This window comes from Allobosea sp. P4_E12 (assembly GCF_056401655.1).
This window is the reverse complement of record NZ_JBFUIY010000007.1, coordinates 75083-95349: the sequence shown is the minus strand read 5'-3', so window position 1 is coordinate 95349 and position 20267 is coordinate 75083. Positions and strand designations below refer to the sequence as shown.

General features: G+C 64.9%; 16 protein-coding genes. 10 read left to right on the top strand and 6 right to left on the bottom strand.

Going from position 1 to position 20267, the window contains the following annotated elements:
* Window positions 1-6 precede the first annotated feature (6 nt).
* The 3 genes from AC1DW9_RS10935 (at window position 7) to AC1DW9_RS10925 (ending at window position 3989) form a co-directional block, all read left to right on the top strand.
* Complete coding sequence (locus tag AC1DW9_RS10935) at window positions 7-1659, top strand: ABC transporter permease (RefSeq protein ID WP_441505951.1); 1653 nt, start codon at window positions 7-9, stop codon at window positions 1657-1659.
* Window positions 1660-1806: 147 nt separating this feature from the next.
* Window positions 1807-3564, top strand: a complete 1758-nt coding sequence (locus AC1DW9_RS10930) for an AsmA family protein (protein ID WP_441505952.1) — start codon at window positions 1807-1809, stop codon at window positions 3562-3564.
* Between the two features lie 125 nt (window positions 3565-3689).
* Window positions 3690-3989: a hypothetical protein gene (locus AC1DW9_RS10925; protein ID WP_441505953.1), complete on the top strand. Its 300-nt coding sequence runs from the start codon at window positions 3690-3692 to the stop codon at window positions 3987-3989.
* An 80-nt stretch (window positions 3990-4069) separates the two neighbouring features.
* Here AC1DW9_RS10925 and gyrA read toward each other — a convergent pair whose 3' ends face one another.
* Complete coding sequence (gene gyrA / locus AC1DW9_RS10920; protein WP_441506012.1) at window positions 4070-6784, bottom strand: DNA gyrase subunit A; 2715 nt, start codon at window positions 6782-6784, stop codon at window positions 4070-4072.
* Window positions 6785-7140: 356 nt separating this feature from the next.
* Between gyrA and AC1DW9_RS10915 the strand changes: the two genes are divergently transcribed.
* On the top strand, window positions 7141-7773 hold the full coding sequence (locus AC1DW9_RS10915) for a MarC family protein (RefSeq protein ID WP_441505954.1): 633 nt from the start codon (window positions 7141-7143) through the stop codon (window positions 7771-7773).
* Between the two features lie 132 nt (window positions 7774-7905).
* Here the strand turns inward: AC1DW9_RS10915 and AC1DW9_RS10910 are convergent, their stop codons facing one another.
* Window positions 7906-9084, bottom strand: a complete 1179-nt coding sequence (locus AC1DW9_RS10910) for an E22 family MetX-like putative esterase (RefSeq protein WP_441505955.1) — start codon at window positions 9082-9084, stop codon at window positions 7906-7908.
* 90 nt (window positions 9085-9174) lie between these two features.
* On the bottom strand, window positions 9175-10290 hold the full coding sequence (locus tag AC1DW9_RS10905) for a M20 family metallopeptidase (RefSeq protein ID WP_441505956.1): 1116 nt from the start codon (window positions 10288-10290) through the stop codon (window positions 9175-9177).
* A 175-nt stretch (window positions 10291-10465) separates the two neighbouring features.
* Here AC1DW9_RS10905 and AC1DW9_RS10900 point away from each other — a divergent pair, with 175 nt between their 5' ends.
* The 3 genes from AC1DW9_RS10900 to AC1DW9_RS10890 all read left to right on the top strand — a co-directional run bounded on the left by AC1DW9_RS10900 (window position 10466) and on the right by AC1DW9_RS10890 (window position 11853).
* Window positions 10466-10819: an ArsR/SmtB family transcription factor gene (locus AC1DW9_RS10900; protein WP_441505957.1), complete on the top strand. Its 354-nt coding sequence runs from the start codon at window positions 10466-10468 to the stop codon at window positions 10817-10819.
* 2 nt (window positions 10820-10821) lie between these two features.
* Window positions 10822-11316 (top strand): SRPBCC family protein, encoded by a 495-nt coding sequence (locus tag AC1DW9_RS10895; RefSeq protein ID WP_441505958.1) that lies wholly within the window; start codon window positions 10822-10824, stop codon window positions 11314-11316.
* Window positions 11317-11418: 102 nt separating this feature from the next.
* Window positions 11419-11853, top strand: a complete 435-nt coding sequence (locus tag AC1DW9_RS10890; protein WP_441505959.1) for a VOC family protein — start codon at window positions 11419-11421, stop codon at window positions 11851-11853.
* A 482-nt stretch (window positions 11854-12335) separates the two neighbouring features.
* On the opposite strand, the gene AC1DW9_RS10885 is transcribed toward AC1DW9_RS10890, so the two are convergent.
* Complete coding sequence (locus tag AC1DW9_RS10885) at window positions 12336-12872, bottom strand: single-stranded DNA-binding protein (protein ID WP_441505960.1); 537 nt, start codon at window positions 12870-12872, stop codon at window positions 12336-12338.
* A 396-nt stretch (window positions 12873-13268) separates the two neighbouring features.
* Here AC1DW9_RS10885 and uvrA point away from each other — a divergent pair, with 396 nt between their 5' ends.
* Together uvrA and AC1DW9_RS10875 are read left to right on the top strand one after the other, a co-directional pair.
* Window positions 13269-16190, top strand: a complete 2922-nt coding sequence (gene uvrA / locus AC1DW9_RS10880) for an excinuclease ABC subunit UvrA (protein WP_476855096.1) — start codon at window positions 13269-13271, stop codon at window positions 16188-16190.
* 437 nt (window positions 16191-16627) lie between these two features.
* Window positions 16628-17125 carry an invasion associated locus B family protein gene (locus AC1DW9_RS10875; protein WP_441489723.1) on the top strand — a complete coding sequence of 166 codons (498 nt, stop codon included), beginning with the start codon at window positions 16628-16630 and terminating at the stop codon, window positions 17123-17125.
* Window positions 17126-17158: 33 nt separating this feature from the next.
* Here the strand turns inward: AC1DW9_RS10875 and AC1DW9_RS10870 are convergent, their stop codons facing one another.
* Window positions 17159-18238: a citrate synthase/methylcitrate synthase gene (locus tag AC1DW9_RS10870; protein WP_476769770.1), complete on the bottom strand. Its 1080-nt coding sequence runs from the start codon at window positions 18236-18238 to the stop codon at window positions 17159-17161.
* 84 nt (window positions 18239-18322) lie between these two features.
* On the opposite strand from AC1DW9_RS10870, the gene AC1DW9_RS10865 reads away from it, so the two are divergent.
* The gene (locus AC1DW9_RS10865) at window positions 18323-19468 is read left to right on the top strand and encodes a citrate synthase family protein (RefSeq protein WP_476769771.1); all 1146 of its coding nucleotides are present in this window, start codon (window positions 18323-18325) and stop codon (window positions 19466-19468) included.
* Window positions 19469-19487: 19 nt separating this feature from the next.
* On the opposite strand, the gene AC1DW9_RS10860 is transcribed toward AC1DW9_RS10865, so the two are convergent.
* Complete coding sequence (locus AC1DW9_RS10860) at window positions 19488-20162, bottom strand: RraA family protein (protein WP_441505962.1); 675 nt, start codon at window positions 20160-20162, stop codon at window positions 19488-19490.
* Window positions 20163-20267 lie beyond the last annotated feature (105 nt).

The window sequence follows — 20267 nt, the reverse complement described above, 5'->3', positions numbered from 1 at the left end:
GGAGAAATGCGACGGTCGCCACGCCTGTGGCGGCCGTCGAGCCGTTTTGTCTGGGCTTCGGTTGCGGGTGCCGGGCTTGTCGCGCTGCCAGTTCTCGCGCTCGGCCTGACCGCGCTTTCGCCGGCAGCATCGTCGATCTGGCCGCATCTTGTCGCCAATGTCATTCCCGATGCGCTGGCGAACACCGCCATGCTTCTTGCCGGCGTCGGCCTGCTCTGCAGTCTCATCGGCGTCGGCACGGCCTGGCTCGTCACCCAATATGAGTTTCCCGGCCGTCGCGCCTTCGAATGGCTGCTCGTGCTGCCATTGGCGATCCCGACTTATCTGACGGCCTATATCTATGTTGAGTTCCTGGGCTTCCAGGGACCGCTGCAGACGGCCTTGCGTGCGGTGACGGGCTATCGCAGCCTGCGCGACTACTGGTTTCCCGACCCGCGCAATCTGGCGGGCGCGATCTTCGTCATGGGGATCGTGCTCTACCCTTACGTCTATCTCAGCGTCCGGGCGCTGTTCGGCCTGCAGAGCGCGACGATCGTCGAGTCGGCGCGGACGCTCGGAGCCGCGCACGGCACCTTGTTCTGGCGGATTGGCTTGCCCATGGCGCGCCCGGCGCTCGTCGCAGGGTTGACCCTGGCACTGCTCGAAACACTCAACGATATCGGCGCGACCGAATATCTCGGGGTCCGCTCCCTGACCCTGTCGATCTACACGACCTGGCTCAATCGCGGCTCTCTGGCGGGCGCAGCCCAGATCTCCTGCGTGATGCTTCTCCTCGTGGTCGCCCTGATCGCAACCGAGGCGAGACTGCGCGGCGCGCGCCGCTTCACGCTCTCGGTGCGCCAGCCCCGCGCCGTCGGCCGCCGGCTCCTGTCCGGGCGCATTGCGCTCGCAGCCAGCGCCGCCTGCGCCCTGCCCCTGCTGCTTGGCGCGCTTCTGCCGATGGGCTTTCTCCTCCAGGAGGTCCTGACGCGCGGCCTGCTGCATCAGTTCGACATGGCCCTGCTGCGCAATCTCCTGAATGCCCTGCTGCTGTCGGCTGGCGCCGCGCTGATCGTGGTGACGCTTGGCCTTTGCATCGTGGCTGCAGGCCGGCTCGGCCGCGAAACCTGGCTGCCGGCGCTCGCGCGCATCGCCTCGCTTGGCTATGCGCTGCCCGGCACGGTGCTCGCGCTTGGACTGCTCGTCCCGCTTGCCGCCTTCGACAATCTCGTCGCCGACACCGTCTCCGCATTGTTCGGCGTCAGTCCTGGTCTCATCCTGATCGGCTCGGGTGCCGCTCTCGTGATTGCCTATGTCGTACGCTTCCTGTCGATCGCGATCTCCGGCATCCAGAGCGGTCTCGCCCGGATCTCGCCGAGGATCGACGATGCCGCGCGCGCCCTCGGCTCAAGCTCGGGCGAGGTGTTGCGGCAGGTGCATTGGCCGCTCGCTCGCCCTGCCATCGCTGCGGCCGCCTTGCTCGTATTCGTCGACTGTCTGAAGGAGCTGCCCGCGACGCTGCTGCTGCGACCGCTGAACGTCGACACGCTCGCAACCATCGTCTACGGACATGCCTCACGCGGCATGTTCGAAGACGGAGCGCTGGCCGCGTTGCTGATCGTGATCGCCGGCCTCTATCCCGCCATCATTCTGGCACGAGCCGGTGGCACGAAGGGGTGACACCGTAAGGCGTTGCGGCTCTCTTTGCCGATCCACAGCTTGTATGCCGGAAATAGGCTCCTCAACTCGACAAGCCGCCCGGCATCGTCATAAACAATTTTAGCTTGACCTCCGGTTCGATTCCGGTTGCAGCCCGGCCGAAGGCCCATGACACGACGCGTTTCCATTCTCGCCTATTCGCTCGCCATCGGCCTGGTGCTGCTTGGCCTGCAATCCTGGGGCGTTGCCGTTGGGCTGGTCGAGCGACATGTCGTTGCCCGCATCGAGGATCGCACCGGCCTCAAGGTGACCAGCCTCGAGCATGCGAGCATCGTCCTTCTGCCTTTGCCGCGGGTCGAGCTCTCGCAAGTCAGCTTCAAGCAACATGACGGCCTGCTCTCCGGCAAGGCGTCGCAGCTCAAGGCCCGCGCCCGCCTGCTGCCGCTTCTGGCAGGGCGCCTCTCCTTCGACCGGATCGATCTGATCTCTCCCCAAATCGATGCCACAGTTTCAGGCAGGGACGATGAGCTCTCGGAATGGCTCGCGCCGCCCCTTGCCTATCTCACCAGCCTCACGAACCAGAGCCGGATCGTGATCATTTCGGGTTCGGTCTTTGCGCGGGCCGAAGGCGCGATCCGCACCATCCTGCGCGATGTCAATCTGATCATCGAGGACCGCGACCCCGAGGAGCCGATCATCGCCTCGGGCTCCGTGACCTGGCGCGGCGTCGCGACCAATCTCAGTGTTGTCTGGCCGGTCGCCGGGGAAAGCGCCAGGCTCTCCTTGTCCGCGACCTCCGAACGGATGAACCTGCGCCTTGACGGCATACGATCCGGCCTGCGCGAGCCGGTCTTCAATGGGCAATTGAGCCTCTCGACGCCGTCGCTCCCGGAACTGTTCGACTGGTTCGGTGAAACGCCCCGCCTCGCGCCTGCCATCGGACAGCTCAGCATCGCCGCTGAAGCCCAGATCAAGGCCAACGAGATCTCGCTCAGCAACGCAAGCGCCATCTTCGACGGGGACCGCCTCGACGGCGCGATCATGCTCGGCGAAGCCGGCCAACGCTGGTCCCTCTCCGGAACACTCGCCGGCGCGACGCTCGATCTTGGCCGCATGACCAATCGGCTCGGCCTGCCCAAACCCGGCACCGGGCTCGCCAACCCGACGCCGCTCGAATTCGAGGCCTGGACGGCGCATGACATCGACCTGCGCGTCTCGGTGGATGCCGCCCGCCTCGGCGGCGCCCGTCTCAGTGATGTCGCGACCCAGTTGCTCGTCAAGAAGGGCCGCTTCGAGGCCGGGCTGCTTCGCGCGACTGCCTATGGCGGCAGCGTCAAGGGCCGCCTGCTTGCGAGTGCGACCCCGAACACCATCGACGTGAAGCTGCAAGGCAATCTCGACCGGATCAATCTCGGGCAAAGCGCAACCGACCTGCCCGAACTGCCGAGACTGAGCGGGCAAGGCAATCTGCAGTTCGCGCTGGATGGCACGGGCACCACGGCCGAGGCCGTTCTCGCCTCCTTGAACGGAAAGGCGAGCCTCAGTCTGCGTCAAGGCGAGCTTGGCGGCTTTGCTTTCATCGACCTGCTGCGTCGTGCCGAGCGCAATCCTGTGGCGGCCCTGCGGGAATGGCGGCAGGGCAAGACGCCATTCGACAGCGCGAGCGCTACGGCGAATGTCGCCGATGGCATCGCGACAATCACTGATGCCCAGATGACGGGCCCGACCTATCGTCTCACGCTCGCAGGCCAGGCATTCCTGCAGCAAGGCTGGATCGAGATGGCCGGCCAGCTGGCCCAGCAGAGCGGCTCCCTGACGGTGCCCCTCGTCCTGCAGGGCCCGCTCGAAGGTCCATCGCTGGCGCTCAACTCGGAAGCCACCTTGCGTCCTGCCGGCAGCACCCTGCCAAATCTCCTGACGCGCTGACGGTCGCCCGGCTTAGTCAGCCACCACCCGCGCAGATTTGAGCCGCGGCCTGCCCCCGCAGCCTCGCAATTGACCTGTCCACGGACCGGGTGTTTCCTCATCGCAGTCAGCGCGGAAACCACGCCATGCGTGCACCAACGGGATCGATCGTCGGGCTCTGTTCCGCCTCAGCCACCATGTTTGCAATGGGGATGGCGTTCCTCGGCTACTGGGGTGTGCATGAGCCGGTGCCATGGCGGCGGCTCGACATCGTCATCGTCACCCTGGCCTTTGCCGGCTTTGCCTCACTGGGCTCGGTCACCTGGATCGCAACCACACCCGTATCAGCAGATAGTGACGAGAAGGTCGTACCCGCCCGGCGGGCCTTCGCCCTGGGCGTGTTTGCGATCTGGCTGTCTGTTCTTGTCGCGGTCCTGGCGGCATGACGTCGAGAATGTTCGACATCATGCCTCGGTTGTTCCACAGCCCAAGCTTCAGGTCATTTCAAACCTGAAACAAGCCGGCTTCAGCCTTCCTGAGCAGGCTCGTCCGCAGGCGCAGGGCCTTCGTCCTCGGCCTCGTCGTCCCCTGCATCACCGATGCATTCGACCGAGACGACCTTCTCACCGGCTGCGGTGTTGAACACCGTGACACCCTGGGTCGAGCGGCCGGCAATGCGGATGCGGTTGTCCGGTCCCTTGTCGACCGGCACGCGGATCACCTGCCCGCCATCGGTCACGAGCATGATCTGGTCCGTATCGACCGCCGGGAAGGAGGCGATCAGCTTGCCGTTGCGCTCGTTCACCACCATGGCGACGATGCCCTTGCCCCCGCGTCCGGTGACCCGGTACTCGAAGGACGAGGTGCGCTTGCCGTAGCCCTTCTCGGACACCGTCAGGATGAACTGCTCCGCAGCACCCATCTCGGCATATTTCTCCTGGCCGAGTTCGATATCGCTGGCGGCCTCCTCGCCCTCGCTCGCCTGGACCGGCTCGGAGGTGTCGTCGCCTTCGCCATTCAGGGCCTTGCGGGCAGCAGCAGCGCGCTTGAGATAGGCGGCGCGCTCATCCGGCGTCGCATCGAGATGATGCAGGATGGCAAGCGAGATCACCTCGTCGCCATCGGCGAGGTTGATGCCGCGCACGCCGGTCGAGTCGCGCCCCTTGAAAACGCGCACTTCGGGCACGGCGAAGCGGATGCACTGGCCGGCCGCCGTGGTCAGCAGCACGTCGTCATGCTCCGAGCAGATCTGGACGTCGACGATGGAGTCTCCCTCGTCGAGCTTCATCGCGATCTTGCCGTTGCGATTGACCTGCACGAAGTCCGAGAGCTTGTTGCGGCGGACATTGCCCGTCCGGGTCGCGAACATCACGTCGAGCCGCTCCCAGCTCTCCTCATCCTCCGGCAACGGCATCACCGTGGTGATGCGCTCATCCTTCTCCAGCGGCAGCATGTTGTTGAGGAACTTGCCGCGTGCATTCGGCGCCGCCAGCGGCAACCGCCAGACCTTCTCCTTGTAGGCCTGGCCGCGCGAGGAGAAGAAGATGATCGGCGTATGGGTGTCGGCAACGAAGAGCCGGGTGACGAAATCCTCGTCCCTGGTCGACATGCCCGAACGGCCCTTGCCGCCACGCTTCTGCGCCCGATAGGTCGAGAGCGGCACGCGCTTGATGTAACCGGCATGGGACACGGTCACCACCATGTCCTCGCGCGCGATCAGGTCCTCGTCGTCGAGATCCGAACCCCAGTCCTGGATCACCGTGCGACGCGGCGTGGCGAAGGCAGCCTTCACCTCGGTGAGCTCGGTCTTGATGATCGACTGGATACGGGCGCGTGAGCGCAGGATCTCGAGATAATCCGCGATCTCGGTTGCGAGCTTGGCGAGTTCTTCGCCGATCTCGTCGCGGCCGAGGGCGGTCAGGCGAGCAAGGCGCAATTCGAGGATCGCCTTGGCCTGCGCATCGGACAGGCGATAGGTGCCGTCCGGGTTGAGCGGATGACGCGGATCGTCGACCAGTGCGATCAGCGGCGCGATATCCTCGGCCGGCCAGTTGCGATCCATCAGCGAGGCGTGCGCAGCCGCCGGGGTCGGCGCGGTGCGGATCAGGCGGATGACCTCGTCGATATTGGCGACGGCGGTGGCAAGGCCGCAGAGCACATGGGCGCGTTCGCGCGCCTTGTTGAGCAGGTAGCGTGTGCGCCGGGAGACGACCTCCTCGCGGAACTCGATAAAGGCCGAGATGAAGTCCTTGAGGTTCAACACCTCCGGCCGACCGCCATTGAGCGCGACCATGTTGGCGCCGAACGAAGTCTGCAACGGCGTATAACGGTAGAGCTGGTTCAGCACGACATCGGCCATGGCGTCGCGCTTGACCTCGATGACGACACGCACGCCCTCGCGGCTGGATTCGTCACGCAGATCGGAAATGCCTTCGATCCGCTTCTCGCGAACCAGATCGGCGATCTTCTCGACCATCGAAGCCTTGTTCACCTGGTAGGGAACCTCGGTGACGATGATCGCCTCGCGCTCCTTGCGCAGCTCCTCGATATGCGTCTTGGACCGCATCACGATCGAGCCACGACCGGTGTGATAGGCGGAGTGGATACCGCTCTTGCCCATGATCGAGGCGCCGGTCGGGAAGTCCGGACCAGGTACGATCTCGATCAGGTCGTCGATCGAGAGCTCGGGATCGTCGATAAGCGCGATACAGGCATCGATCACCTCGCCGAGATTATGCGGCGGAATATTGGTCGCCATGCCGACCGCGATGCCGCCCGCGCCGTTGACGAGCAGGTTCGGATAACGCGCCGGCAGAACCCGCGGCTCATGCTCCTTGCCGTCATAGTTCGGCTGGAAATCGACGGTGTCGAGGTCGAGATCCTCGAGCAGCGGCATCGCCGCCTTGTCGAGCCTGGCCTCGGTATAACGATCGGCCGCCGCGGAATCGCCATCCATCGAGCCGAAATTGCCCTGACCGTCGATCAAGGGCAGGCGCAGCGAGAAATCCTGCGCCATGCGGACCAGCGCGTCATAGACCGCCATGTTGCCGTGCGGATGGTACTTACCCATCGTATCGCCGACGATGCGGGCGCATTTGGTATAGGGCCGGTCCGGCAGGTTCTTGTTCTCGTGCATCGAGAACAGGATGCGCCGGTGCACCGGCTTCAGGCCGTCGCGGACGTCGGGAAGAGCGCGGCTGACGATCACGCTCATGGCGTAATCGAGATAGCTCTTCTTCATCTCGTCAGTGATGGCGATCGGCTTGATGTCGCCGCCGAAATGCGCGTCTTCCGGCTGGCCGCCGCGCGTGCCGTTGTCGTCTTCGCTCAAGGGATGAGGTCCCGTTTTCTACGATTTTTCAAGCTTCTGGCTATCCGATTCCGCCCCGCGAAGCCAGCAAAAGACGAATCTCTCCAGAGAAATTAAAACCGTTCCTTGTCAACGCGTTACGAGTCGTTTTTGACTCACTTTCCGAGCCCTCCCACATTGCCGCCATGTTTGACCGGCGCGAGCGCGTGACGGAGCCGGAAAACCGCTCGGCAAATTTCGCTCCTACGCCTAGTGACGCGGGCTCGGCAGCATGCCTAAGCTCCACGATGTTCCTGGAATATCTCACCTCCGCCCTCGTCACACTGCTGGTCACCCTCGATCCGCCGGGTCTCGCACCGATCTTCCTGTCCCTGACGCGCGGCATGTCGGCCGACGAGCGCAGGCAGGTCGCGGTGCGCGCCTGCATCATCGCCTTCGGCATCATGGCCTTCTTCGGACTTGCGGGCGATATCGTGCTGAAGGCGCTCGGCGTCTCGCTGCCGGCCTTCCGCATCGCAGGCGGGCTGCTGCTGTTCTGGATCTCGTTCGAGATGGTGTTCGAGCGCCGCAACGAGCGCAAGCAGGCGACGGCCGAGACCGCAATCACTCTCGACCACATCCGCAACGTTGCCGCCTTCCCGCTCGCCATCCCCCTGATGGCAGGCCCCGGCTCGCTGACCGCGATGATGCTGCTCGCCGGACGCGCCAATGGCGATCTCGCCATGCTCGGCTCGCTGGCGGTCATCTGCGGGCTGGTGATCGCCTCATGCCTCGTGACCTTCCTCATGGCGACGCCGATTGCGCGCCTCCTTGGTGTCACCGGCAATGTCGTTCTGACCCGTCTGCTCGGCGTGATCCTTGCCGCGCTCGCCGTGCAATTCGTCATCGATGGCGTGCGGGCCGTGGTCGGAGGCGGCTAGGACGTGGCCGCCCCCCTTGAAAGGGGCATCACAGTCATGGCCAGGCTTGCCCGTTCATCGGCGCATGTGCCGCTCATCATCGTTCAAAGGCCCATGCCCTGTGCAGGACCGAGCATGAGACGCCGACGCGCCTCACTTCTCCAGGAAGGCCCGGATCGCCCCTTCGGCCTGCTTCATCGAGATGACGCCGTCGAGATGCCCACGCGAGCCCTGGATGGTGATGTGGGAGATGTCGACGCCGCCCTGCTTCATGCCATCGACCGTGCTGGCGATGGTATCCGCAGTGAAGACCAGATCCTTCGGCTGCGTGATCAGCAGCACCGGCGCCTTGATCTTCGACGCGCCATTGGCGAGCGAGGTTCCGCCAGCGGCAAAAAGCTGGTTGGCCTTCACGAGATAGAGGAAATGGTTCGCGTCTGACAGCTTGGCGCGCGCCTCACCGGCATTGTCGAGAATGCTCTGGACCTGGAACCTGTTTCCGAGCGCTTTGGCGGGGTCCTCACCTTCCTTGGCGGGCCTGCGCCCGAAGGTGCCATTGGTCCAGTCACGGTGGTTCGCCTGCAGCGTCACCACTGCCAGCGCCTTGGCGAGGCCGGCATTGGGCGGGGTGCCACCGTAATAGTCGCCCTTGTTCCAGTTGGGATCGACCAGGATCGGCGCCGCCCAGACATCGAGCCAGGCGATGAGCTGCGCATCGGCTTCGGCCGCGCCGATGACCGGCATCGCCTTGGCGACCATCTCCGGATGGCTTGCTGCCCATTCCCAGGTCTGGAGCGCGCCCATGGATGGGCCGGCGACCAGCGCCAGCTTCCTGATACCCAGGCTCTCGACCAGTGCCTTCTGGACATTGACGAAGTCGCCGACCGTGACGATCGGGAAATCGAGCGCGTAGGGCTTCCCGGTATCGGGATTGAGCGAAGCCGGGCCGGTGGTCGTCGTCTTCGGATCGCCGGTGTTGAGGTTCACCAGCGTATCGGAGGACAGGACGAAGTACTTATTGGTGTCGATCGCCTTGCCGGGACCGACAATCGCATCCCAGTAGCCTGGCGCGGCATCCCTTGCGTCGTACTTGCCGGCGGCATGCGAATTGCCCGAGAAGAAATGGCAGATCAGGATCGCATTCGACTTGTCGGCATTGAGCGTGCCGTAGCTCTCCCAGCCGACCTTGACGTTCTTGAGTGTGCGCCCGCCTTGCGTCGTGAAGCTCGGCAGCTCGAACACCTTCTTCTCGACCATCAGGTCCTGTGCCGCTGCCATTCCCGCCACCACCATGCAAGCAGCGCCAAGGGCGCCTGCGATCCAGTTCTTCATGCCGCTTCCCTTCCCAAGGACAGCCGTCACGCGGCCTTGGGAAGCATCAGAGCGGATTTCGGGCAGAAGCGGAAGCGGGAAGCCGAGCGCTCAGACCGTTTCGAGCAGCCCCTTGATCAGGGCTCGACGCGGTGCGATCGAGGAGATCAGGGCGTATTCCTCGAGCGTATGGGCGCCATTGCCGTCGATGCCGAGACCATCCAGCGTCGGCACGCCGAGCGCCGCCGTGAAATTGCCGTCGGAACCACCACCGGTCATCGGGCAGTCCTGAAGATCGAAGCCGACCTTCGCTGCAACGCCACGCGCTGTCTCGAACAACTGCGCGACCGTGCTCGACTTCTCATAGGGCGGCCGATTCATGCCGCCCGTCACCGTGATCTTCACATCGGGATCGCGGGGCGTGAGCCCAAGAATGCGGTTCTCCATCATCTGACCGTCGGCAAGCGTGGTGACGCGCACATCGACGCTGAACCAGGCATGCTGCGGAATCACGTTCGCCGCCGTGCCGCCGCCGATCAAGGCGACCGACGTGGTGATGCCGCGCGCATAGTCCGTCATGCCCTCGATGGCGAGGATCTGATGCGCCGCCTCGCGGATGGCGCTGCGTCCGTCAGCATGGCGTGAGCCTGAATGGGCCGGGCGCCCCTCGAGCCTGACGTCGAAGCGGCCGACACCCTTGCGGGCCGTGACGATGCGGCCACCTTCGCGCGCCGGCTCGGTGACCAGCACCGCCGCCGACTGCCGCCCGATATCCTCGATCACCGAACGGGTGGTCGGCGAGCCGATCTCCTCGTCGGGCGTGAACAGGAAGATCATCGGCCGCTTGGCCGAGCCCGCCTTGGCCACATCCTTGAAGGCTTGCAGGGCGAGCCAGGCACCGCCCTTCATATCATAGACGCCAGGACCATAGAGCCTGTCGCCCTCGATCCGGACAGGCAAATCCTTGGCACTCGTCCCGACCGGGTGGACCGTGTCGAGATGTGACATGACCGAAATGGCCTTCTCGCCATTATCGAGCCCGGCCCTCAGGATCACGCTGTCTCCGAGGCCGTCGCGCCCCGGCAGGCGCTCGACCGCGATCGGCAGGCCTTCGACCTCCTTGGCGACGAGGTCCATCATGCCGTTCACGCCAGGAGCGTGATGGGTGGGGCTTTCCAGCGCGATCCAGACGGACAGGGCTGAGGCGGCGGGATCAGTGTTGCTCATGAGCGCTGCACATACGCCCGTTCCCCCATTGCGCACAAGGATTTCACACGCCGGGGCGGAGATGCCTGCCCCGCATGACAGATCGATCGGAAGGGCCGGGCTGCCCGCCCTCAGCCTTGACAACGGCTGCGCCACGTTAAATAACAACTACGTTATATAACCAATTGGTAATTAAATGACGCCATCCAGCCGGCTCGACACCACCTTCGCCGCCCTGGCCGATCCGACACGGCGGGCGATCCTGGCACGCCTCGCCCTTGGCGAGGCTTCGGTGACCGAGCTGGCCCAGCCCTTCGCTATGAGCCAGCCGGCCATCTCCAAGCATCTCAAGATGCTGGAGCGCGCTGGACTGATTTCGCGCGGACGGGACGCACAACGTCGCCCCTGCCGGCTCGAGCCCCAAGCTCTCGCCGACGCAAATGGCTGGCTCGAAGGCTATCGCCAGTTCTGGGAGACGACCTTCCAGCGCCTCGACCTCCTTCTCGACGAGATGAAGGCCGAGAAAGGCATGAAACCCAAAGGAGAGTGACGATGATGACGACCGCCGATCTGTCCGTCTCGACGCCCAGCGACCGCGAGGTCCTGATGACCCGCCTCTTCAACGCACCGCGCGAGCTGGTCTTCGAGGCCATGAACCGGCCTGAGCTGCTGAAGAGGTGGTTGAGCGGCCCTCCAGGCTGGTCACTGCAGCATTGCGAGGTCGATTTTCGGGTCGGCGGCAGCTTCCGCCACGTCTGGCACGGACCGGACGGCACCGTGATGGGAATGGGCGGGATCTACCGCGAGATCGCGCGCCCTGAGCGTATCGTCCGAACCGAACTGTTCGACCAGGACTGGACCGGGGGCGAGGCCATCGCGACGCTGGTTCTGACGGAGCAGGCGGGCAAGACCGAACTCGCGCTGACCGTACTCTATTCCTCGCGCGAGGCCCGCGACGGCGCGCTCAGGAGCGGCATGAAGGAAGGCGTCGCCGCAAGCTACGGGAAGCTCGACACCCTGTTCGCTGAAAGGCGGCAGGCCGCCTGAGCCATTCCACCTGAGCCGTTTCACCGATCAGTTCCGGAAGCCCTGCACTCGCAGCATTCGGGCGACCGCCCCGCGCTCAGCAAGCAAGAGGAGGAGACGACCATGCAGAAGATCACCCCGTTCCTGTGGTTCGATGGCCAGGCTGAGGAGGCGGCAAAATTCTACACCTCCATCTTCAAGAATTCGAAGCTCGGCGGCGTCTCGCCTATGGCCGCATCCTTCGAGCTCGAAGGCCTGCAATTCACGGCACTCAATGGCGGCCCACGCTTCAAGTTCACGGAAGCGATCTCGCTCTATGTGAACTGCGAAACCCAGGACGAGGTCGATTACTACTGGGACAGGCTCGGAGACGGTGGACAGATCCAGCAATGCGGCTGGCTGAAGGACAGGTTCGGCATCTCCTGGCAGGTCATCCCGTCAGTGCTGCCCAAGCTGTTGAGCAGTCCCGAACAGGAGAAGGCCGGCCGGGCCATGCAGGCGATGATGCAGATGCAGAAGATCGACATCGCCGCGCTTCAGAGGGCCTATGACGGCTAAAGCATCGGCCCGAAAAGTAGATTGCGGTTTTCGGGAAAGCCGATGCAAACACAGAAGCTTAGAACATCGGACCGGATATGATATCCGGTCCGATGTTCTAAGCGGCGCGCAGTCACGGCTAGGCCCGGCGCGCGCGTCAGACGCGCCTGACGTTCTAGAAGGTCGGGAAGCTCCGCGCTCAAGTCCGTTCCTCAGCTTGCGCGACAGCGCAGCTTCAGCCCACTCGTTATTGCGGGTGCCCGATAGACGGTCCTTCGCGCCTGGACGGCGGTCGGGTCTGACTGCTCGAGCGCGAATAAATGCAATCTCGCACCGAGATTCGCGATCTAAGTCATCGAATGCCGCTTGCCGCTCTTGGCAATGATGGAGGGAGAGCCGCCCCGTCCTTCGGATACCAACAAAAAGGCCGCTCCGAACGGTCGGGAGCGACCTTCTGATCCTGAGGAGATTGCGATCCGCAAAGCGGTTCGCCCTCGCTTGCCCTAGAACGGGATATCGTCGTCCAGGTGGGTGCTCGACGAACGCCCGCCGCCGCCGCTGGACATAGCCGGCTGGCGCGAGCCGCCACCGCTGCCCATCGGGCTCGAACGCCCGAAGGAACCGCCGCCGCCCGAACGGTCCTCGACCGAACCGCCGCCCTCGCCATACTCGTCCGATCCGCCCTGCCCGCGGCTGTCGAGAATGGTGAGTTCGCCGCGGAAGCGCTGCAGCACGATTTCGGTCGTGTACTTCTCGACGCCGGACTGATCCTGCCACTTGCGCGTCTGGAGCTGGCCCTCGATGTAAACCTTCGAGCCCTTCTTCAGATACTGCTCCGCGACCTTGGCGAGATTCTCGTTGAAGATCACCACCGAGTGCCACTCGGTCTTTTCCTTGCGCTCACCGGACTGCTTGTCGCGCCAGGTCTCGGACGTGGCGATGCGCAGATTGACGACCGGCTCGCCGCTGCCGAGCCGGCGCACCTCGGGGTCGCGCCCGAGATTACCGACCAGAATGACCTTGTTGACGCTACCAGCCATGAGAGGCTCCATTTCCTGCGCACATCTGCAAATCCGATCGACGACCGGAGCCGGACCCTAGCGCCCGCAGACGTCACTATCAACAATGTTCTTGCTTTGTTCAAGCTCGTTTTGCAGAGTTGTCCCCTGTCTTCATCAGGATTCGCGAGGCAGCCGCCGGAGGTCGGACGAGCCTCGGCGGACGGCGGCACCGATCGCCAAACCGGACGCCCTACTCCTGACGCGAATTGTCAGGAGAAAGACAGCAGCCTATCCCGCTGCATGATATTCATGCCTGCCAGACCGCCGTGAGGCTGGCATGGCCGGGCATTTGCCCTATCTCTACGCCTTACCCGAACGGACGCCCCGATGGCCCGCAAGACCTCTTTGGCTGAACAAGCCGCCACGCTTGAGGACATGTTCGACCGCAACCGCGCGGCCGATCCGAATGCACGCGTGATTTCCGTGCGCGGCGCGCGCGAGCACAATCTCAAGAATGTCGACCTGGCGATTCCGCGCGACAAGCTCGTGGTCTTCACCGGCCTTTCAGGCTCGGGCAAATCCTCGCTCGCCTTCGACACGATCTACGCCGAGGGCCAGCGCCGCTATGTCGAGTCCCTCTCGGCCTATGCSCGCCAGTTCCTCGAGMTGATGMRSAAGCCSGAYGTSGACCWGATCGASGGSCTCTCGCCGGCCATCTCGATCGAGCAGAAGACGACCTCGAAGAACCCGCGCTCGACAGTCGGCACCGTCACCGAGATCCACGACTACATGCGCCTGCTCTGGGCACGTGCCGGCATCCCCTACTCGCCGGCGACGGGCCTGCCGATCGAGAGCCAGACGGTCAGCCAGATGGTCGACCGGCTGCTGGAGTTGCCGGAGAAGACGCGCGGCTATCTGCTGGCGCCCGTGGTGCGCGGTCGCAAGGGCGAATACCGCAAGGAAGTGGCCGACTGGCTGAAGCGCGGCTTCCAGCGCGTCAAGATCGACGGCCAGTTCTACGAGATCCCGGACGCTCCCGCCCTCGACAAGAAGTTCAAGCACGACATCGACGTGGTGGTCGACCGCATCGTCATACGCCCCGACCTCGCCGCACGCCTGTCCGACTCGCTGGAACAGGCTCTGGAGCTCGCCGAGGGTATCGCGGTCTTCGAATATGCCGACGAGAAGGAGGAGAGCGGCGAGGCCAGGCGCATCACCTTCTCCTCGAAATTCGCCTGCCCCGTCTCCGGCTTCACCATCCCCGAGATCGAGCCCAGGCTCTTTTCATTCAACAACCCGTTCGGCGCCTGCCCGACCTGCGATGGTCTCGGCCACGAGATGCGCATCGATGCCAATCTGATCGTGCCCGACAATTCCATCTCACTGAAGAAGGGGGCGATCGCGCCCTGGGCCAAGTCGACCTCGCCCTATTACGGCCAGACACTGGACGCGCTCGCCAAGCATTTCGGCTTCTCGATGACCAAGCCCTGGTCCGAGCTGCCGAAGCAGGCGCACGATGCCATCCTGTTCGGCACCGGCACCGAGCCGGTGCGGTTCGCCTATAATGACGGCCTGCGCGCCTATGAGGTGAAGAAGCCCTTCGAGGGCGTCATCACAAACATGGAGCGGCGCTGGAAGGAGACGGAGTCCGACTGGGCGCGTGAGGAAATCGGCCGCTTCATGTCCGAGACGCCCTGCGCCGCCTGCAACGGTTTTCGCCTGAAGCCCGAGGCGCTGGCGGTGAAGATCGCCGGTAGTCATATCGGCGAGATTTCCCGCCTCTCGGTTCGCGATGCGCTGGCCTGGGTCTCCGATCTGCCGCGCCATCTCACGCCGAAGCAGACCGAGATCGCGACGCGCATCCTCAAGGAGATCCGCGACCGCCTGACCTTCCTGCTCGACGTCGGGCTGGAATATCTGACGCTGGCGCGCGGCTCCGGCACGCTCTCGGGCGGCGAGAGCCAGCGTATCCGCCTCGCCTCGCAGATCGGCTCGGGCCTCACCGGCGTCCTCTATGTGCTGGACGAGCCCTCGATCGGCCTGCACCAACGCGACAATGAGCGCCTGCTCGGGACGCTGCGGCGCCTGCGCGACCTCGGCAATACCGTGATCGTCGTCGAGCATGACGAGGACGCGATCCTGACCGCCGACTACGTCGTCGATGTCGGCCCCGGAGCCGGCATCCATGGCGGCGAGATCGTCTCGAAGGGCACGCCGGAGCAGATCCTGGCCGACCCGAACTCGCTGACCGGCCGCTACCTCACGGGCGAGCTCTCGGTGCCGGTGCCGGCCAAGCGCCGCAAACCGCAGAAGGGGCGTTCGCTCAAGATCGTCGGCGCCAGGGGCAACAACCTCAAGGACGTCTCCGTCGAGATCCCCCTCGGGCTCTTCACCTGCATCACCGGCGTCTCCGGCGGCGGCAAGTCGACGCTGGTCATCGACACGCTCTACAAGGCCGTCGCCCGCAAGCTCAACGGCTCGATCGAGCATCCCGCCCAGCATGATCGCATCGAGGGCATGGAGCATCTCGACAAGGTCATCGACATCGACCAGTCGCCGATCGGCCGCACCCCGCGCTCCAATCCCGCGACCTATACCGGCGCCTTCACGCCGATGCGCGAATGGTTCGCCGGCCTGCCCGAGGCGAAGGCGCGCGGCTATCAGCCGGGGCGCTTCTCCTTCAACGTCAAGGGCGGGCGCTGCGAAGCCTGCCAGGGCGACGGCGTCATCAAAATCGAGATGCATTTCCTGCCCGACGTCTACGTCACCTGCGATGTCTGCAAGGGCAAGCGTTACGACCGTGAAACGCTCGAGGTGAAATACCGCGAGCGCTCGATCGCGGATGTGCTCGACATGACCGTCGAGGAGGCGAAGGACCTGTTCAAGGCCGTGCCCTCGATCCGCGACAAGATGGAAACGCTCTCCCGCGTCGGCCTCGGCTATGTCCATGTCGGCCAGCAGGCGACCACGCTGTCCGGCGGCGAAGCCCAGCGCGTGAAACTGTCGAAGGAACTCTCGAAGCGTGCCACCGGCCGCACGCTCTACATCCTGGACGAGCCGACGACCGGCCTGCATTTCCACGATGTCGCCAAGCTCATGGAAGTGCTGCATGAGCTGGTCGAGCAGGGCAATACGGTGGTGGTGATCGAGCACAATCTCGAGGTCATCAAGACCTCCGACTGGATCATCGACATGGGTCCGGAAGGTGGCGATGGCGGCGGCGAGGTCGTGGCTCAGGGCACGCCGGAGGATGTCGTCAAGGTCAGCCGCAGCCATACCGCCCGGTTCCTCAAGGAGGTGCTGGAGCGCCGACCGCTGAAGAAGCCCGCCAAGGCCCCCGCACAAGCGGCGGAATAGGTGTCGAGGAAACGCCGGCTGGCGCCTTGATTCGCGTGAAATTGCACGACCGGCCATGTGCCTGCCGGTGAATTCCGGTCGTTCCAATCATCGAGCGCGGATGCGGCCCCTCCGCTCTGCGTACGGCCCGCGGGACGTAAGGCCCGAAGCTGACGCACCGAGGCGCACAGCCACGTCTCGCAGTCAGGTCTCACAGTCAGGGTAGACCGGCGCCAGTGTGTCCGTAGCCTGCGACGGCAACTTCGCGGAGCGCCGCTTCTTCCTCAACGTTACGCATCTCGCGACATTCCGCCGACTTTCGCCCCGCCGGGCGATGCCGAAAGCAGCCGCGGGCGCGTGCCGCTGCGCCGCAAGGTCGCACGCGCTTTCCGCCGCCTTGTTTACGCCTCGTTAGGCTTCAGGTTCCATCCCTTGAGAACACAAAAGGAGATGAAGCAATGATGAGACTGGCGATCCCGGCGACCTTCGTATTCCTCGCGGTTTCGACCGGAGCAATGGCGAATCCGGCCAAGCCGCTCGGTCAGTTCAAGAACTGGAATGCCTCGTCCTATGCGAGCGGTAATAGCCAACGTTGCTATATCTCCAGCAACCCAATCGCTGAGAAACCTGCCGAGCTTCGCCATGGCGACGTGTATTTCTTCGTCCAGAGCGGCGAGAGCGCTGGCCGCACGGAGTCGAGTTTCCAGACCGGGTACGACTTCGCCAAGGATTCGACCGTCGAGGTCACGATCGGCGAGGAGCGCTTCCGCATGCTGACCGCCGGCCGCAATGCCTGGCTCCAGCGCGTCGAACGCGAGGGCGAGCTGTTCGCGGCGATGAAGGCTGGCGACGAGATGGTGCTCGCAGCGCGCTCGGCCCGCGGCAATGAGACCAGCTACACCTTCTCGCTGGACGGCGTGACCGCCGCCTCGCGGCAACTGCAGCAATGCAGCTGATGGCGGCAGCCGACGCTCACGGCAGCGAGCCCATCAGGCAGCGCGTCTCGGCGCCGGACCGACATAGGTTGACTGCGGGCGAATGAGCCGACCGCCGGCAACCTGCTCCTGGGCATGGGCGATCCAGCCGATCGTCCGTCCCATTGCGAAGACGCAGGTGAAACTGTCGGGCGGGAATGCGAGCGCTTCGAGCAGGAGGGCGGTGTAGAATTCGACATTCGTCTGCAATGCGCGGTTCGGCTTCCGCTCACGAAGAATAGCCAAGGCGGCCTGCTCGACCGCCTCCGCGTAAGCGAGGCGGCCGGAATCCGTATCGAGCTGGCGTATCGCGCGCTTCAATGCGTCGGCACGTGGGTCACGCACGCGATAGACGCGGTGACCGAACCCCATCAGGCGATCACCGCGCTGCAACGCGGCTTCCAGCCAGGCTCGTGCGTTGCCCACCTCGCCGATCTGGTCGAGCATGTCGATCACCGGCCCGGGCGCTCCCCCATGCAGCGGGCCCTTCAGCGCACTCAGCCCGGCCAGCACGGCCGACCCCAGTCCTGCCTGCGTCGACGCGACGACACGGGCGGCGAAGGTCGAGGCATTCAGCCCATGATCGCAAACCGTGACGAGATAAGTATCCAATGCCGCGGCCTGCGCCGGGCTGGCTGCCTCGCCGCGCATCATCCGCAGGATATCGGCCGAGTGGCCCAACCGCCCATCGGGCATGATCGGTGCGAGCCCGCGCTGCAGCCGTATGATCGCCGGCGTGAAGACGGCCGGTGCCGCCAGGAGGCGCAAGGCGGTCGCAGCATCATCGCCATCGGCCAACCGCGCCATCAGCGCGCGAAGCGCTTCGACCGGAGCTCGCCGGACAAGCGTCTCATCGAGACTGGCCACCTCGCCGAACACATCCACCCTGCCCTGGCCGAGCGCAGCTTCGAAGGCATCACCGGGCGGCAATGCGTCGAAGAAGCCAGTCAGCATCAACTGCGCCGCCTCGGCGAAGGTCACGCGGCCGGCAAGGTCGTCGAGACGATGCCCCCGGATGACCAGCTGGCCAGCTGCCCCGTCCACATCCGACAGGACCGTCTGTGCTGCAACGACATTTTCCAACCCATCCGACATCAGGCACTCCCTTGAAGAACTGCCTTGAGGATCGGTTCGGACCGAACTAGAATCAATCTTGAACAATAAAATCAATATATGGCAATGAGCGACTGGTTGACCGCGCAGGAGGTGATGACGCGTCTGCAGCTGAAGCCGCAGACGCTCTATGCCTATGTGAGCCGGGGGCGGATCGAAGCACGGGCGGATACCGGCGACCCGCGGCGCAGCCTCTACCGCGCTGCCGATGTCGCGCGGCTGGAATACCGGAAGTCACGAGGGCGACGAAACGCGGCGATTGCCGAGGACGCCATCGCCTGGGGCGAGCCGGTGCTGGCATCGAGCATCACGACGATCGCGCATGGGCGGCTGTGGTATCGCGGCCAGGATGCCGAAGCGCTGGCCCGGGCCGCCCGTCTCGAGGATATCGCCCGCCTGCTCTGGGCCTGCGGCGACGCGCGCTTTCCGCCCCAGTTCAATATCGTCGGCCCGGGAACCGGCAATCAGCGGATGTTCGCGATGATCGCGGCACGCGCCGCAGCAGACCCGGTAATCGGCAGCCGGACCCCGAAGGCCTTGTATTTCGAAGCAGCCTCGGTGCTGGACGCACTCGTCGATGCGGTTGCCGGCCGTCCCGGCGAAGGCCCCATTCATGACCGCATCGCGCGCGCCTGGGGTTGCGACCCGACGGGTGCCGATTTCATTCGTACCTGCCTCGTCCTGCTGGCGGACCATGAGCTGAACGCATCGACCTTCGCGGTCCGCGTCACCGCCTCGACACGGGCCTCGCTGGCTGCCTGCGTCCTGGCAGGGCTGTCCGCGCTGTCAGGCCCCTTGCACGGCGGCATGTCGGCCCGGGTTCGCGCCTTCTTCGGCGAAGCGCGGCGGGAGGGTGTCGAGGCCGCGGTCCAATCGCGGCTGGCGCTCGGGACGCCGGTACCGGGGTTCGGGCACCCGCTCTATCCCGAAGGGGATCCCCGGGCGCGGGGGCTGCTGTCGGCCTTCGCTCTTCCCGCCGAATACCAGGAGATTCGTCGCGTCACGGAAGCGATCACCGGCGACGTTCCGAACATAGACTTTGCCTTGACGGCCCTGGCTTCCACACTGGGCCTGCCGCAGGACGCCCCCTTTCAGATTTTCGCTGCGGCACGGTGCACCGGCTGGATCGCCCATGCCCTGGAGCAATTTCAGACTGGCCGCCTCATCCGGCCGCGAGCGCGCTATGTCGGGGTGGCGCCGGGCTCGGCGTGACCCGAAACGGAGGTGCCCGCTAGAGCACACCGTGCCGTTCGAAAACCGAGCGCAAGCTCGCGCCGGCGAGAAGCTCCTCGCGCGTCGTGTCCTCCGCCTCGATCTTGGCAAGGGCGAGCTTCACCACCTCCTCGGCAATGCGCTGCGGCACGACCACCACGCCATCGGCATCACCGAAGATAAAGTCGCCCGGCTCGACCCTTGCTCCGCCGACTTCGACGGCCTCGTCGACCGCCATCATCTCAGCCCGCCCCCTGGTGTCGAGCGGGCCGATGCCGCCATGGAAGAGCGGGAAGCCGAGCTCGCGGATGCGGCGCACGTCGCGAACCAGCCCGTCGGTCAGGCAGCCGGCGGCGCCGCGCACCATCGAGGCCGTGGTCAGGAGCTCGCCCCAGGGCGCGATCCGGTCGGTCGGCCCGTCGCAGGCCAGCACGGCAATCTCGCCGGGTTTCAGGCTGTCGATCAGATCCATCTCGAGCGCGTAGGGATTATGGCCCTCGGCAAGGTGATAGCGCTTCATGTAGAGCCCCGTCCGGGCGAAGCCGCAGAGCATCGTCGCGTCGTCGAGCGGCCGCACGAACGGCTTCACCGCCTGGTTGGGAAAGCCGAGCTGATCGAGCACATCGGAAAGGACAGCGGAGTAGAGCCTGCCCTTCAAGGTTTCCAGATCAGGCAGGGCGGTCAAGGCTGACATCGCGATCTCCTCATGCGGTGCCAGCTTCCGTCCGCCATTCCGGTGCGTCAAGCCGCTCGGAGTTCTGCTCGTGGAACAGGGCGGGTTCCATTCGACAGAAAATCG

Excerpts from the sequence above, each read along its gene's own strand:
- AC1DW9_RS10935 (WP_441505951.1), top strand. The coding sequence starts at position 7 with ATGCGACGGTCGCCACGCCTGTGGCGGCCGTCGAGCCGTTTTGTCTGG.
- AC1DW9_RS10930 (WP_441505952.1), top strand. The coding sequence starts at position 1,807 with ATGACACGACGCGTTTCCATTCTCGCCTATTCGCTCGCCATCGGCCTG.
- AC1DW9_RS10925 (WP_441505953.1), top strand. The coding sequence starts at position 3,690 with ATGCGTGCACCAACGGGATCGATCGTCGGGCTCTGTTCCGCCTCAGCC.
- gyrA (WP_441506012.1), bottom strand. The coding sequence starts at position 6,784 with ATGAAGAAGAGCTATCTCGATTACGCCATGAGCGTGATCGTCAGCCGC.
- AC1DW9_RS10915 (WP_441505954.1), top strand. The coding sequence starts at position 7,141 with ATGTTCCTGGAATATCTCACCTCCGCCCTCGTCACACTGCTGGTCACC.
- AC1DW9_RS10910 (WP_441505955.1), bottom strand. The coding sequence starts at position 9,084 with ATGAAGAACTGGATCGCAGGCGCCCTTGGCGCTGCTTGCATGGTGGTG.
- AC1DW9_RS10905 (WP_441505956.1), bottom strand. The coding sequence starts at position 10,290 with ATGAGCAACACTGATCCCGCCGCCTCAGCCCTGTCCGTCTGGATCGCG.
- AC1DW9_RS10900 (WP_441505957.1), top strand. The coding sequence starts at position 10,466 with ATGACGCCATCCAGCCGGCTCGACACCACCTTCGCCGCCCTGGCCGAT.
- AC1DW9_RS10895 (WP_441505958.1), top strand. The coding sequence starts at position 10,822 with ATGATGACGACCGCCGATCTGTCCGTCTCGACGCCCAGCGACCGCGAG.
- AC1DW9_RS10890 (WP_441505959.1), top strand. The coding sequence starts at position 11,419 with ATGCAGAAGATCACCCCGTTCCTGTGGTTCGATGGCCAGGCTGAGGAG.
- AC1DW9_RS10885 (WP_441505960.1), bottom strand. The coding sequence starts at position 12,872 with ATGGCTGGTAGCGTCAACAAGGTCATTCTGGTCGGTAATCTCGGGCGC.
- AC1DW9_RS10875 (WP_441489723.1), top strand. The coding sequence starts at position 16,628 with ATGATGAGACTGGCGATCCCGGCGACCTTCGTATTCCTCGCGGTTTCG.
- AC1DW9_RS10870 (WP_476769770.1), bottom strand. The coding sequence starts at position 18,238 with ATGTCGGATGGGTTGGAAAATGTCGTTGCAGCACAGACGGTCCTGTCG.
- AC1DW9_RS10865 (WP_476769771.1), top strand. The coding sequence starts at position 18,323 with ATGAGCGACTGGTTGACCGCGCAGGAGGTGATGACGCGTCTGCAGCTG.
- AC1DW9_RS10860 (WP_441505962.1), bottom strand. The coding sequence starts at position 20,162 with ATGTCAGCCTTGACCGCCCTGCCTGATCTGGAAACCTTGAAGGGCAGG.